At 46.1% G+C, this 12776-nt stretch carries 15 protein-coding genes; 5 read left to right on the top strand and 10 right to left on the bottom strand.

Annotated elements, in window-relative coordinates:
• Positions 1 to 6 precede the first annotated feature (6 nt).
• A complete protein-coding gene (locus ABIC15_RS06625) occupies positions 7 to 330 on the bottom strand; it encodes a hypothetical protein (protein ID WP_012370009.1) in 324 nt (107 codons plus the stop codon).
• Between the two features lie 92 nt (positions 331 to 422).
• Between ABIC15_RS06625 and ABIC15_RS06620 the strand changes: the two genes are divergently transcribed.
• Positions 423 to 848: a DUF2621 family protein gene (locus ABIC15_RS06620; RefSeq protein WP_012370008.1), complete on the top strand. Its 426-nt coding sequence runs from the start codon at positions 423 to 425 to the stop codon at positions 846 to 848.
• A 32-nt stretch (positions 849 to 880) separates the two neighbouring features.
• Here the strand turns inward: ABIC15_RS06620 and ABIC15_RS06615 are convergent, their stop codons facing one another.
• On the bottom strand, positions 881 to 1363 hold the full coding sequence (locus tag ABIC15_RS06615) for a CcdC family protein (RefSeq protein ID WP_012370007.1): 483 nt from the start codon (positions 1361 to 1363) through the stop codon (positions 881 to 883).
• A 15-nt stretch (positions 1364 to 1378) separates the two neighbouring features.
• Positions 1379 to 2077, bottom strand: a complete 699-nt coding sequence (locus ABIC15_RS06610) for a cytochrome c biogenesis CcdA family protein (protein WP_012370006.1) — start codon at positions 2075 to 2077, stop codon at positions 1379 to 1381.
• A 213-nt stretch (positions 2078 to 2290) separates the two neighbouring features.
• Between ABIC15_RS06610 and ABIC15_RS06605 the strand changes: the two genes are divergently transcribed.
• Together ABIC15_RS06605 and ABIC15_RS06600 are read left to right on the top strand one after the other, a co-directional pair.
• Positions 2291 to 2488: an aspartyl-phosphate phosphatase Spo0E family protein gene (locus ABIC15_RS06605; protein WP_131502967.1), complete on the top strand. Its 198-nt coding sequence runs from the start codon at positions 2291 to 2293 to the stop codon at positions 2486 to 2488.
• A 406-nt stretch (positions 2489 to 2894) separates the two neighbouring features.
• Complete coding sequence (locus ABIC15_RS06600) at positions 2895 to 3800, top strand: SH3 domain-containing protein (RefSeq protein WP_354020132.1); 906 nt, start codon at positions 2895 to 2897, stop codon at positions 3798 to 3800.
• Between the two features lie 54 nt (positions 3801 to 3854).
• On the opposite strand, the gene ABIC15_RS06595 is transcribed toward ABIC15_RS06600, so the two are convergent.
• From ABIC15_RS06595 to yneA, 7 genes are all read right to left on the bottom strand, one after another.
• Positions 3855 to 5621: an ABC transporter ATP-binding protein gene (locus ABIC15_RS06595; RefSeq protein ID WP_012370003.1), complete on the bottom strand. Its 1767-nt coding sequence runs from the start codon at positions 5619 to 5621 to the stop codon at positions 3855 to 3857.
• The gene (locus ABIC15_RS06590) at positions 5611 to 7368 is read right to left on the bottom strand and encodes an ABC transporter transmembrane domain-containing protein (RefSeq protein WP_354020130.1); all 1758 of its coding nucleotides are present in this window, start codon (positions 7366 to 7368) and stop codon (positions 5611 to 5613) included. Before ABIC15_RS06590 ends, ABIC15_RS06595 begins: the two co-directional genes overlap by 11 nt.
• Positions 7369 to 7487: 119 nt before the next feature.
• Positions 7488 to 7718 carry a YneF family protein gene (locus ABIC15_RS06585; protein ID WP_012370001.1) on the bottom strand — a complete coding sequence of 77 codons (231 nt, stop codon included), beginning with the start codon at positions 7716 to 7718 and terminating at the stop codon, positions 7488 to 7490.
• A gap of 108 nt (positions 7719 to 7826) precedes the next feature.
• Positions 7827 to 9797 carry a transketolase gene (gene tkt, locus ABIC15_RS06580; protein WP_234944583.1) on the bottom strand — a complete coding sequence of 657 codons (1971 nt, stop codon included), beginning with the start codon at positions 9795 to 9797 and terminating at the stop codon, positions 7827 to 7829.
• Positions 9798 to 10010: 213 nt separating this feature from the next.
• Positions 10011 to 10247 (bottom strand): DUF896 domain-containing protein, encoded by a 237-nt coding sequence (locus ABIC15_RS06575; RefSeq protein WP_012369999.1) that lies wholly within the window; start codon positions 10245 to 10247, stop codon positions 10011 to 10013.
• Between the two features lie 113 nt (positions 10248 to 10360).
• Positions 10361 to 11014: a YneB family resolvase-like protein gene (locus ABIC15_RS06570; protein ID WP_354020128.1), complete on the bottom strand. Its 654-nt coding sequence runs from the start codon at positions 11012 to 11014 to the stop codon at positions 10361 to 10363.
• 45 nt (positions 11015 to 11059) lie between these two features.
• On the bottom strand, positions 11060 to 11347 hold the full coding sequence (gene yneA, locus ABIC15_RS06565) for a cell division suppressor protein YneA (protein ID WP_318930255.1): 288 nt from the start codon (positions 11345 to 11347) through the stop codon (positions 11060 to 11062).
• 208 nt (positions 11348 to 11555) lie between these two features.
• Between yneA and lexA the strand changes: the two genes are divergently transcribed.
• Complete coding sequence (gene lexA / locus ABIC15_RS06560; protein WP_354020126.1) at positions 11556 to 12170, top strand: transcriptional repressor LexA; 615 nt, start codon at positions 11556 to 11558, stop codon at positions 12168 to 12170.
• Between the two features lie 30 nt (positions 12171 to 12200).
• On the top strand, positions 12201 to 12671 hold the full coding sequence (locus ABIC15_RS06555; protein WP_012369995.1) for a metal-binding protein: 471 nt from the start codon (positions 12201 to 12203) through the stop codon (positions 12669 to 12671).
• Positions 12672 to 12776 lie beyond the last annotated feature (105 nt).

Here is a 12776-nt window from a genome sequence, read left to right as displayed (position 1 = left end):
TCTTTTTTAATAGTCGAGCAATCTCGAAGCATCAATTTGACGCTTCGATCCATCTGCGAACATCTCTAGTGTCGCGAGGATTTTATGATCGGTCAAATCGTATCGGACCAACGTGAAGTCTTCGAGCGTCGAAATCGTCTTAAACGTTTTTCCGACCGTGAATGCCCGCTTGCGGCTTGCGTCCTGAGCAGGAATCGTCACGAAGACAACCGTGATGTCCGCTCCGTTCGTATCATAATAAAATTCGACGACACGTCCGTCCGCCGTCTCCGGCAAGAGCCCTTTTTGAGGCCGTCCGGACTCGTCAAGTTGTACATAAGGTTGTAACATCGTTCCGCCTCACTTTCTCCGTCATTTATCATAGCACGACAAAAAAAATTATGCTAATGTATAAGTGATGTTGAAAGGGGGATGAGTCACGGATGGCATGGTTCATGAACGGAATTTTGCTCTGGGGCTTTATCATGATCACATTGATGGCGATTGGCGGTTTCTTCATGTTCCGGAAGTTCCTTAAGAAACTTCCGAAAGAAGACGGCAAATCGATGATGGACTGGGAAGATGAATACATCGACCAGACCCGCCATTTATGGACGGATGAAACACTTGATTTATTAAACGCACTCGTCATGCCTGTCCCGGCTGCTTTTCGGGATGTCGCACGTCGGAAAATCGCGGGACGGATCGGGCAGTTTGCACTGGAAGAACGGGCAACCGAGATGACGTCCGAATTGGTCGTCAAAGGATATATTTCAGCGACACCGAAACGGGACCATAAATTCTTAAAAAAAGCGTTACGCGAACACGCCATCGATTGGCGGGAATACGAACTGTATTTCCAAAACTAAAAGGAAGGACTCTCAGATGAGAATCCTTCCTTTTAGTTTTGCGGTAAATGTTTAACCGGGACGATACCCGACTTGACCTGCTTATACTTCAGATACATCGCAATCCGCCAAGGCGCAATCATCCCGAACGCCACGAGATAAAAAATTCCGCCGGTCTCAAAGATATCGATTTGACCGCCGATGACAAACTTTGCCACTGTCCGGACAATTAAAATCCCGAACAGGACGATGAAAAAGGCTTTCGATCGTTGCAGATAAATTTGCCCTTCGGCTTCGTAGAAATTGGACGTCTTGATTAAAAAAATACTGAAGATCGCACCAACTAGCAATGCTTCTGCCACTTCCGTCCATGTCAGGCGGGATGCCGGATATAAAAACTGTAGCATTCCGGTCGACATGGCGAAGGGCGGGATTAAGATTTTTTTAGCGTTCGTCGGTTTAGCTGAAGCTTTGACACGAATGAAGCTGATCAGTAAACCCATGACGAGCGCAACCCCTGTTGATACCCAAATCATCCCATCACTTCCTTGTTAAAATCCAGTGAATCCTACGATATCACTCATCCATGCGGCAAATGCACTGAGTCCGTCAAAATAAAGGACGATTCCGAACAACATCATCAATGCGCCGCCGAATTTTGTTAACTTCAAGCTGTACTGCACGAACAATCTCGAACGACCGACGAAAAAGGCCATCAGTAAAAATGGAATCGAGAATCCGAGTACATAAAACAGCATATACAACATACCTTGACTTGGATTCGTCGCTGCAAGCCCGATGACGCCTGCCAAAATCGGACCCGTACACGGTGTCCATCCAGCAGCAAAACCGATTCCGACAAGGATGGTACCGATGTATCCGCCCTTTCGTTCACCTAAGTTCAGTTTTTTCTCACGCATCAGGAATTTCGGTTGCCATAATCCAAGCAACACTACGCCGAAAACAAAAATGACAAGTGCGCCGACCATCCGTAACGTGTCACGGTAGGTGATGAAGACATCCGCCAACAGCGAAGTCGATAGACCAAGAACGGCAAACACCATCGCAAATCCAACCAAAAAGGCTACAGTATGCAACAACGACCGTTTTTCTCTGACCCCTTTTTCTTTCAAGTCCGTTACAGAAACACCGGTAATATAAGAGAGGAATACCGGATATAACGGAAGCGTACAAGGTGAGACAAATGACAACAACCCTGCACCAAACGCTAACCAAAGCGAGAGCTCCATTTCAGCAGCTCCTTTCTAATAAGAAGAAGTTCCTTCTCTATTTTGCCAAACTAATCGACATTTAGCACCTATTATCTTCCGAAAGACAAAAAAGATTCGTGACAATTGAAATTACAAAAAAATTACATTTCCTCAAAACAGATGAAATGTCGTTGCACTGCCAGAAACCACTTGCTAGAATATGGATATGACACCAATGTAAGGGAGGATTCTATGACAAGCCAGCATCTACTGACTTTAGCAATCGAGGCAAAACGAAGTGAACTGTATCATCAAGCGGATCGGTCTAGTTTCACATCCCCTCATGTTTTGAAACTGAGTCATGAACTCGATTTATTATTACTGGAATACTCCCGTTTCGTTCAGAAGTATACGTATCCTTCGCGTACGAACGAATCTGTTTTAGGATAAAACACTGTTTTGTAGTCGCAACAACACAACAGTCACCCATATAGCTTGATATAAAAGTCGTTGACGTATGGTATCCGTCAGCGGCTTTTTCATGTTCCTTCTATATAACGCGACTTTTATTTTCAATTTTTTAAGAAAATCTTTACTTTCTTGTTTTGATCCTTTTTTGAGTCTTTAGTTAGGCAAATAGTTAGAATATTTCCTCTTCACCATGCCTAAAGTCCTACTTCCCCTTTAATTTTCCAAGCATTATGACCTAGACATGACAAAACATGCATTTTTGCAATCTGTTTGTCATACTAGCCCGGTTTGTAACTTGAATGACTCTGACCTGTAAACGCACAACCCTGAATTGCCGTGTAAAGTAGGAACAGTAAACACAGCATATGTCAGGAGGACATCAATAATGAAAAAAGCAGTTTTCGCTGCAGGTCTTGCAGCAACGGCTCTATCAGTAGGATTCGCCCAAGAGACAGAGGCTGCCTCAGAGACGGTAACAGTAAATACAGCGGTATTAAATGTACGCACAGCGCCTACAACAGCATCAGCAGACGTAGGTAACGTATATAAAGGTCAAAAATTAAATGTCGAGGGACGTTCTGGCGCATGGATTCAAACAAACATCAATGGCCAAAAACGTTATGTACACGGCGCTTACACTTCAGCCGGTTCTTCATTCGACTTTAAAAAAGCTACAGTCACTACGGCAGTACTAAACGTTCGTACGCAACCTACTACAAACTCTAAAGACGTGGGCAACTTGTATAAAGGTCAATCCGTTAACGTAGAAAGCAAAGTCGGTGCTTGGATTAAAACAACAATCGACGGAAAAACTCGTTACGTACACAGCGCTTATACAACTTTAGCAGGTTCAACAGCAAAAGCACCAGCGGTCAAAGCTCCAGCAGCTAAACCGGCAGCACCAGTTGCGAAAGCAGCTCCAAAAGCAGCAGCTAAACCAGCTGTAGCAACAAAACAAACTACAGCAGCTAAATCAGGTACGAAAGTAACAATGAATGTTTCTGCGTACACAACTGATCCATCAAACAATGGTAGCCGCCTATACAATGGCCGTGCATTGACTGCTAGCGGTTATGATGTCACAAATACGATCACGTACAATGGTATGCGTATCGTTGCAGCATCAGCTCAATACCCAATTGGTACACGCATGCACATCTCAGGTATCGGTGAAGCCATCGTACTTGACCGTGGCGGCGCAATCCAAGGTAACAAACTTGACCTTCTCGTTGGTTCACAACAAGAAGCACTCAACTGGGGACGTCAAAACGTCACTGTAACTGTCTACTAATTTTAAACACAAACAACCTGCCGGGCGAGATCGCCTGGCAGGCTTTTTTGTGTCTTATGATACCGACGAAACGTGACCGGATTGCAGTTCATACATCTTTTTATATAATCCGTTCTTTTCAATCAGTGTCTGATGGTTCCCTTGTTCGACGACTTCCCCTTGATGCAGGACTAAAATCAGATCCGCATCCTGGATTGTCGACAACCGGTGGGCAATCGCAATCGTTGTTCGTCCCTGCCGCATCCGTTTTAAGGCGACCTGCACTTTTTCTTCCGTTTCCGTATCGATTGAACTTGTCGCTTCGTCGAGAATCAAGACTTTCGGGTCACGTGCCATCGTCCGGGCAAACGAAACGAGTTGACGTTCTCCGGCAGAGAAGGTAGCTCCCCGCTCCGCAACCGGACTGTCATATTGTTCGTCGAGCTGATTGATGAACCCGTCTGCTTGAACAAAGCGAGCCGCTTCCTCCACTTTTTTGAATGGAATGGACGGATCAAACAACCGGATGTTATCGGCGACACTGCCTGTAAACAGGAATGAATCCTGTAAGACCAGTCCGACATGACGCCGCAATTCGTCTTCCGGCAATTGTTCGAGCGGCTGTCCATCAATCAGGATCCGACCCGACTGATAGGAATAAAAGCGCATCAAAATATTGATGATTGAACTTTTTCCGCTGCCGGTCTGACCGACCAGGGCAACCGTCTGCCCTTTTTTCGCTTCAAACGAAATCCCTTTTAAGACTTCCTTTTCCCCGTCGTAACTGAAGCGGACGTTATCAAAGATGATATGTCCTTCTGTGATGTCAGCATCACCTGCAATCGTCTTCGCGGGTTCCGGCTCATCCGTATCGAGCACTTTAAAGACCCGGTCCGCCGAAACGATAGCCTGTTGGAATTCAGACAAGCGTTGCATGATTTGCTGGACCGGTTGAAAAATCCGTTCCATGTAACTGATAAAAGCATAGACGACCCCGACTTGCACCGTTTGCGAAAAGGACAGGACACCGAAGTACGTAATCAGGGACGCAATCGTCAGTGCAAGCATCAGTTCAATGATCGGACGCAACAGCCAACTGTCAAGTTTCAGGTTCTTGTAACGGCCGTTTTGATGGGCGATGTTCGTTTCTTCGAACTCCGCCATCAGCCGTTTTTCCTGCCGAAATTGTTGGATGATGGCCATTCCGTTGATCGACTCATTTAATTGTCCGTTAATCTTCGATAATAAATCCCGGACTTCTGCATAGTATTTCGTCGAGTAACGACGGTAAATCCAGATGATGAAATAAAACAGCGGCAATAAGACTAACGCAATCGTCGCCAGGCGCGGTTCAAGCAGATACAGGAAGATATACGTTCCAATCAATTGGACCCCGCTTTGGACGAATGTCGACAAAACGCCGATGTACAGCTCTTTGATTGCTTCCGTATCATTCGTAATCCGTGAAACGAGCACTCCGGCCGGTGTCCGGTCGAAGTAACCGAGCCGAAGATGCATGACGTGACGGAACACATCAATCCGGAGCCGTTGAATGACTTTCAGGGCAATTTTTTGGAACTCAAATGCCTGCAAATAATCGACGACGATACCGGTCGTATGCAACAGCAAGTAGACACCAAACAATAACGCAACTTCCTGGACCGGATAGTTCCCGACGGCCACATAATTATCGATAAAGATTTTGACGAGATAAGGTCCCCCGAGCTTTGCTCCGGTCGTCACCAGTAACAGTAAGAAGGCGACTAACACCTGTTTTTTAAACGGTTTGACGAAGCCAAGCAATCGTCGCAAGACCGCTTTTTCATTAATATCATGATTCAAGCGTTCCACCTCCCTGTTCGACGAGTGATTCCAGTTGCTGGCGGTCGTATGTTTCTTTATACCAACCGTTCCGCGCAAGCAATTCGTCGTGTGTTCCCCGTTCAATGATTCGTCCCGCATCGAGAACGATGATTTCATCCGTATGCGAAACGGCTGACAGACGGTGGGCAACGATGATTTGCGACTGTTCATTATCCGCTGTCCGGAAATGTTCGATGATCGCTTCTTCCGTCTTCGCGTCAACCGCCGACAACGCATCATCGAGTACCAGAATCGGACAATCTGCAAGCAATGCCCGGGCAATCGAAATCCGCTGCTTTTGACCGCCGGATAACGTGACGCCGCGCTCCCCGACCATCGTCGCGTACCCTTCCGTAAAGCCGAGAATATCCTCATGTACGGCAGCAATCCGTGCGGCTTCCATGATTTCTTCCATCGAAGCATCCGGTTTGGCAAAGGCAATATTATCGGAAATCGAAGCAGAGAACAGGAAATGATCCTGCGGTACGATGGCGACCTGCTTGCGGACCGTTTCCCGCGTCAATTGTTTGACGTCTTGTCCGCCAATCGCAATCGAACCGTATTTGGCATCGTATTCGCGTGATAACAGGCGGACGAATGTCGATTTCCCGGCACCGGTCCGACCGACGATTCCAAGTGTCCGACCGGGTGTCAATGTCACATGGATATTTTCGAGCACAGGTTGTGTCTCATATACAAACCGATCAATCGCGACTTGTAAATCAGCGGATGCAACCGTCGTCGCCGCTTCTTTCGCATCCTTGATTTCCGGCTCGATCGCAAGCATCCGTTCGATCCGGTCGTACGAGGCACGTCCCCGTTCAACGATATTAAACAACCAGCCGAACGCGAGCATCGGCCACGTCAATAAACCCAGGTATGTAGTGAAAGATACGATGTCCCCAATCCGAATTTCGCCTTGCTGCAATAAATAGGCGCCGTATCCAACGGCAATGATATAAGACAAACCGACCAATCCGAAAATCGTCGGATCAAATAAGGCATCGATTTTTGCGACCCGGCGGTTTTTTTGTACGACATCGTCTGACAGCGATGTAAACGTACCGACATCCGACTCGACTTCCCCGGTGGCTTTTAAGACCCGGACCCCGCTGACGCTTTCTGCGACTTTATCATTTAAATCGGAAAAGGCTTCTTGTGCATCATGAAACCGCGAGTGCAGCATCTTGCCGTAACGTGATGTCAAATACACCATCAACGGCATCGGTAACAGGGAAACAAGCGTCAGCTTCCAACTGATTGTCGTAATCATCGTGATGATGACAAAACTCCCCATCGTCACGGAATCGACGAGTGTCAAAATACCGGCTCCAGCCGTCATCGAAACCGCTTGCACATCGTTTGTCGCATGAGCCATTAAATCCCCGCTACGGTACTTTTTATAAAACGATTGATCCAAGTCAGAAAAATGACCGTATAACTGACTTCGTAACAACCGCCCGAGCCGGATTGATGCACCGAAGATGAAGAACCGCCAAAAATAACGAATCACATAGGTCGATACCCCGATCAACACCAGTGTGCCAACTAGTTTCCACAAATCATTTTTCGTCAAACTGCCTTCGCTCAGTCCGTTGACCGTCGAGCCGATCACTTTCGGCGGAATCAGTTCCAGTCCGGCAACAAAAATTAAAGCAATGATCCCTAAACTGTATGCTTTCCATTCGAGTCGGAAAAACCAACTCAGTTTCCTGAAGACTCCCATACAAGTCCCCCCTTTTTAAATTCGATTGAGTATTTCTAATAGTCTCACATTTCAGATTAGCCATCTTCCTAAAAAATAGCAAACAAAAGGAGACCAAATTGGTCTCCTTTTACAAGTCATTATTTTTTCGGTGATTTCATTGAACCACTCATTGAACGCATCACTTGGTTGACTTTCTTTTGTGATGGCTTTTGACCCATTTGCATCATCAATGTCTTAATCATATCTTCGTTGATTGGTGGGTTTTGCTCCAAATAGTTCATCATGTATCGGCGAGCGATATAGAAACCAAGGGCGACACCAGCTACCAAGCAAAGAAGGGCAATTAAAATCCAAATCCATGTAGCCAAGTTGCTTCCTCCTCTAACTTCAAACGTCGCTTTTTACTATACTATAATTTAAAGCCTTTGCATAGATAATGCAAAAAAAAGGTGCGCGCGTTTGCGCACCTTTCTTCATTAACCGAGTTGCTTGACTGTATTTAAGACATTTTCGACAGACATGCCGTACTCTTTTAACAGAAGATCTCCAGGAGCAGAAGCACCGAAGCGATCGATTCCGATGACTTGACCTTCTGTTCCTACATATTTATACCAACCGAGCGAAGCTCCGGCTTCAATTGCAAGACGCTTCGTGATGCGTTTTGGCAAGACCGATTCTTTGTATTCAGCTGATTGCGCTTCAAACAATTCCCATGATGGAAGTGAGACGACAGCTGCCGTTTCGCCGAGTTCTTTTTGTGCTTCGACGAGCAAGTGCACTTCAGAACCTGTTCCCATTAAGATTGTATCCGCTTTTTCAATGTCACCCGCGATGACATATCCGCCTTTTTCAGCGCCTTCGACCGTCGTACCTTCAAGTTCAGGTAATCCTTGACGTGTCATGACGAGAAGTGTCGGTTTGTTTGTTGATTGAACGGCTGTTTTCCATGCGGCAATCGTTTCTTTTCCATCTGCCGGACGGTAAACTGTCAGGTTCGGCATCGCACGGAAGCTCATCAAGTGTTCAACCGGCTCGTGTGTCGGACCATCTTCACCGACTGCAATCGAGTCATGTGTCAGGACGAAGATTGACTGGATACCCATCAATGCTGCTAAACGGACTGCAGGACGGAGGTAATCCGAGAAGACGAAGAATGTCGCACCATAAGGAATGACACCACCGTGTAACGCCATACCGTTGACAGCTGCTGCCATGGCGAACTCACGGACACCAAACCAGATGTTACGGCCGCTCGGATCGATGTCAAAGTCAGCTTCGCCTTTGAGCATCGTGTTGTTTGATCCTGCCAAGTCAGCTGATCCACCGAAGATTGTCGGGACGTTTTTCGCGATGGCATTGAGAACTTCACCACTTGTCTGACGTGTTGCTTTTTTCGATGTCAGATCGTAAGTCGGAAGGTCAGCTTCCCAGTTGCTTGGCAATTCGTTGTTGATTGCTTGAACAAGCTCAGCGTGCAATTCCGGATGTGCCGCTTTGTATTGTTCCATTTTTTCTGTCCATGCTGCTTCTGTATCAGCACCACGTTTTTCGATGCGCTCTTCGAACAAGTCTTTGACTTCGTCCGGCACATAGAACTCTTCGTGATCCCAAACGTAGCTTGCTTTCGTCAACTTGATTTCCGCGTCGCCGAGTGGTGCACCGTGTGAAGCTGATTTCCCTGATTTGTTTGGCGAACCGAATCCAATGACCGTTTTGACTTCGATCAATGTCGGTTTTGTTGTTTCCGCTTTCGCTGCTTCGATTGCTTTTGAAATCGAATCGAGATCTGTTCCGTCTTCGACACGGATGACTTGCCAGTTATACGCTTCAAAACGTTGTTGAACGTTTTCCGAGAACGATTTATCAAGGTCACCGTCAAGCGAGATATCGTTTGAATCATACAGAACGACGAGTTTACCAAGACCTAAATGTCCTGCGAGTGAAGCCGCTTCTGCTGAAACACCTTCCATTAAATCACCGTCTCCGCAAATCCCGTATGTGAAGTGATCGACGACATTTAAGTCGTCACGGTTGTATTTCGCTTCGAGGTGACGCTCTGCCATCGCCATACCGACAGCCATCGCGATGCCTTGCCCGAGTGGACCAGTCGTCGCATCGACACCTGCTGTGTGACGGTATTCCGGGTGACCCGGTGTTTTTGAGTTCCATTGACGGAATGACTTCAAGTCATCCATCGCGAGATCGTATCCTGATAAATGGAGGAGTGAGTAGAGAAGCATTGAACCGTGTCCTGCTGAAAGTACAAAACGGTCACGGTTGAACCATTCTGGATTTTTAGGGTTGTGGTTCATATGATCCGCCCATAATGTAAATGCCATCGGTGCTGCACCCATCGGCATTCCCGGGTGACCCGAGTTCGCTTTTTGTACTGCATCAATTGATAAGGTACGAATCGTATTTACTGCTAATAATTCTACTGTTGTCATGTTCGTCAAAACAATCATCCTCTCTCTTTTTCACAAATTCCTTCTCATTTTAGCATACCCGCAAATGTGATACAACTTTTCTAAATAGTATGTCACATTAAAATGAATGCGCTATCTATTGCCGTTTTCTTGCCACTTTCATGATACACATTACGAACTTTTCATCAAAAAAAGCTACGCCACTCATCCCATTGAGTGACATAGCTTTTGTCCTTATTGTTTGTTCCGTTCTTCTTCTTGTGCCTGCTTCAATTTCTCAGGTGTTACGTCCGTTCCTTCTTCATCGACGATCTTAATGCCCATCATCTGATTTTTAAACGAACCGCGGAATGCTTCCAGGTAGGCCGTCCGTAATTCTTTTTGTTCCGCCGTTTCCGCATCTGTCAGCGGTTCGACTTTTGATTTATTTGCCAGTTCATTAATCCGGTCTAATTGTTCTTGTGATAACATGATATCCCTCTTTCTGTTGACTCAAATATAAGTTTTCAATAGTAACCTTACTGTAAAAGACCCACTAAAAAAAAGCAAGTTTGATGCGCCACTGACGCATCAAACTTACTTCCTTATTCGTACGTACTGATAACTTCTTTATATTCCAGATAACGCCGGTTGACGGTCGCTTTCGAAATGTCGTGTCCCATCCCTCTTAATGTCACCGCGATGTCGGCAAATGTCAGTCCTAACTCACGTAACCGGACGATTTCTTCGATTGGAACTTCTTTTCGGCTCCGTCCGGCGTTCTCGCCTTGCCGATTGAGATTTTGTTCGGGACGGAAGCCGTTTTCAACAGCTCGCCGCATCCCGCGGGCAATCTTCGCATTATGCAGTTTCCGTTGATACTCTTCGACGAGCGATACGATCTCAAGCACCATCGCTTCGGCGTCCGCCAGTTTATACTCGCCATCCGATTCCATCGTCATCAGTTGAACCTGATGTTTTTGGAACGTATGTAAAATGGCGATTTTGGCATTCCCGCGTCCGATCCGCGTATCATCCGTCACAAGAACGGCGTCCACCGCTTGACGTGTGACGTAATCAAGAACGGATAACATCCCTTCCCGGTCAACGTCGTAACCACTTTCTTTTTCCGTGATGATCTCCACGACTTCAAATCCTTTTGTTGCAGCGAGTCCCGACAGTTCTGATCTTTGCCGCTCAAGCGAGCTATCCTGTGCTTCTTTTTCCGTCGAGACGCGACAGTAGATTACTACTTTCATCGTACTTCACACCCCTGTTCGTTCATTGACAACTTTTACAGTTTGTCATTGTTGCGCGATTGGTACAACGATTTTGTTTTTCGAAATGACATGTGTCGTCTTTAATTCATTATTCTCAATCAACCATTCGACATATTCTTGGTCCGTCATTGAACCGTCGTTGTATACTTCCGCCACCTGTTCGACGGTCGCGTTCTGGTCTACTGTAACGGAAGTTGTTAACAGCTGTTCAACCTTTTCATCCGGGCGAGGTGTTAAGAGAAAAAGAATGAAGGCAAAGCTGAGCGTATAAAAAACAATGGAAAAGGCATGGGTACGGATTGAATGCATCATGATGAATCCCTCCAATTTAAAATGTTTTAGAATAAACGTTCGCGGAACAATTGTTCGCATAACTCATCTTAAACCAGGAACCAGTGTTCGGTCAATATAAAATGTCGAACAATTGTTTGTACGCTCATTTGTTCTATGTTATAGTGATTTTAGAAACATGTATTCCTATAACCTTCAAAAACCAATCCGGAAAGAGGTGGCAATTCATATGCGGAAAATGTCGAAACGACAACAAGAAATCCTTGACTACATCGTTGCTCAAGTGAAACTGAAAGGGTATCCACCTTCAGTTCGTGAAATCGGTGAGGCTGTTGGTCTTGCTTCAAGCTCAACGGTACACGGTCATTTGGATCGTCTAGAAAAACGCAGACTGATTCGCCGTGACCCAACAAAACCACGTGCGATTGAGATATTGCTTGATAAACCTGAAGAAGATCATGAAGCCATCGTACACATCCCTGTCATCGGGAAAGTAACGGCCGGTTTTCCCATCACAGCCATCGAAAATATCGAAGAACATTTCCCGCTTCCTGCCCATTACGTCGGGAACGAAAATGTTTTCATGTTGACGATTGACGGTGAGTCGATGATTAACGCAGGCATTCTAGACGGTGACCGGGTCATCGTTCGTCAGCAAAACACAGCAGAGAATGGTGAAATCGTCGTGGCTATGACCGAAGATAGCGAAGCGACCGTCAAACGGTTCTTCTTAGAAGATCAACAAGTACGTCTCCAACCAGAAAATGATTCGATGGACCCGATGTATTTCGATAACGTCTCGATTCTTGGCAAGGTCATCGGCGTATATCGGACGATCCACTAAGCGAGGGACCAGCTCAGCTGGTCTTTTTTCATGCCTTCTGGAAATGTACACGATACTGTCAATACCGTTGCTTTAACCGGCTATGTTGCGTATTCGGTCGCAACTCAGCAGACGGATTGGCTTCCAACCGCTGTCGGCATCGCCGTCGGCACCCTTTGGCTTTCACCAGACCTCGACTTGAAGTCCGAACCTTACTACCGGCACGGTCCTTTACGGGTCCTTTGGATGCCGTATGTCAAAATCATGCCCCACCGCTCCATCTGGTCGCATGGTTTGATCATCGGCGATCTCATTCGTCTGATGTACAGCGCCGCTTTTCTGATTCCGCTTTTATTTTTGGCGCTGTATCTGAAACTTGTCGAATCAAGTACGGTCGATTCCTGGTTTGCGTCCATGCCTGCTTTTATCATCGGCGTTATGGTCGCCAGTACGATACATATCGTTCTTGATCACTCCAGCAGCTTCTTCCGCACCAAAAAGAAGCGAAAAAAGCGTCGTTAAAAATCCTTTGTTCATTGTAAAAATGAGCAAAGGATTTTTTTAATATCCATTATTCATTTTTTTAAACATAAATTAAGGAAATTTTAATTCGAAGATTTGAATTAA

This window comes from Exiguobacterium sp. PvP048, assembly GCF_040549175.1.
Classification (GTDB): Bacteria; Bacillota; Bacilli; order Exiguobacteriales; family Exiguobacteriaceae; genus Exiguobacterium_A; species Exiguobacterium_A artemiae.
This window is presented reverse-complemented; position numbering and strand designations above follow the sequence as displayed.

Bases quoted from the DNA above. Each gene is read 5' to 3' on its own strand.
- ABIC15_RS06610 (WP_012370006.1), bottom strand. From the start codon at position 2,077: ATGGAGCTCTCGCTTTGGTTAGCGTTTGGTGCAGGGTTGTTGTCATTT.
- lexA (WP_354020126.1), top strand. From the start codon at position 11,556: ATGCGGAAAATGTCGAAACGACAACAAGAAATCCTTGACTACATCGTT.
- ABIC15_RS06625 (WP_012370009.1), bottom strand. From the start codon at position 330: ATGTTACAACCTTATGTACAACTTGACGAGTCCGGACGGCCTCAAAAA.
- ABIC15_RS06600 (WP_354020132.1), top strand. From the start codon at position 2,895: ATGAAAAAAGCAGTTTTCGCTGCAGGTCTTGCAGCAACGGCTCTATCA.
- ABIC15_RS06555 (WP_012369995.1), top strand. From the start codon at position 12,201: ATGCCTTCTGGAAATGTACACGATACTGTCAATACCGTTGCTTTAACC.
- yneA (WP_318930255.1), bottom strand. From the start codon at position 11,347: ATGATGCATTCAATCCGTACCCATGCCTTTTCCATTGTTTTTTATACG.
- ABIC15_RS06620 (WP_012370008.1), top strand. From the start codon at position 423: ATGGCATGGTTCATGAACGGAATTTTGCTCTGGGGCTTTATCATGATC.
- ABIC15_RS06575 (WP_012369999.1), bottom strand. From the start codon at position 10,247: ATGTTATCACAAGAACAATTAGACCGGATTAATGAACTGGCAAATAAA.
- ABIC15_RS06605 (WP_131502967.1), top strand. From the start codon at position 2,291: ATGACAAGCCAGCATCTACTGACTTTAGCAATCGAGGCAAAACGAAGT.
- ABIC15_RS06570 (WP_354020128.1), bottom strand. From the start codon at position 11,014: ATGAAAGTAGTAATCTACTGTCGCGTCTCGACGGAAAAAGAAGCACAG.
- ABIC15_RS06590 (WP_354020130.1), bottom strand. From the start codon at position 7,368: ATGGGAGTCTTCAGGAAACTGAGTTGGTTTTTCCGACTCGAATGGAAA.
- ABIC15_RS06615 (WP_012370007.1), bottom strand. From the start codon at position 1,363: ATGATTTGGGTATCAACAGGGGTTGCGCTCGTCATGGGTTTACTGATC.
- tkt (WP_234944583.1), bottom strand. From the start codon at position 9,797: ATGACAACAGTAGAATTATTAGCAGTAAATACGATTCGTACCTTATCA.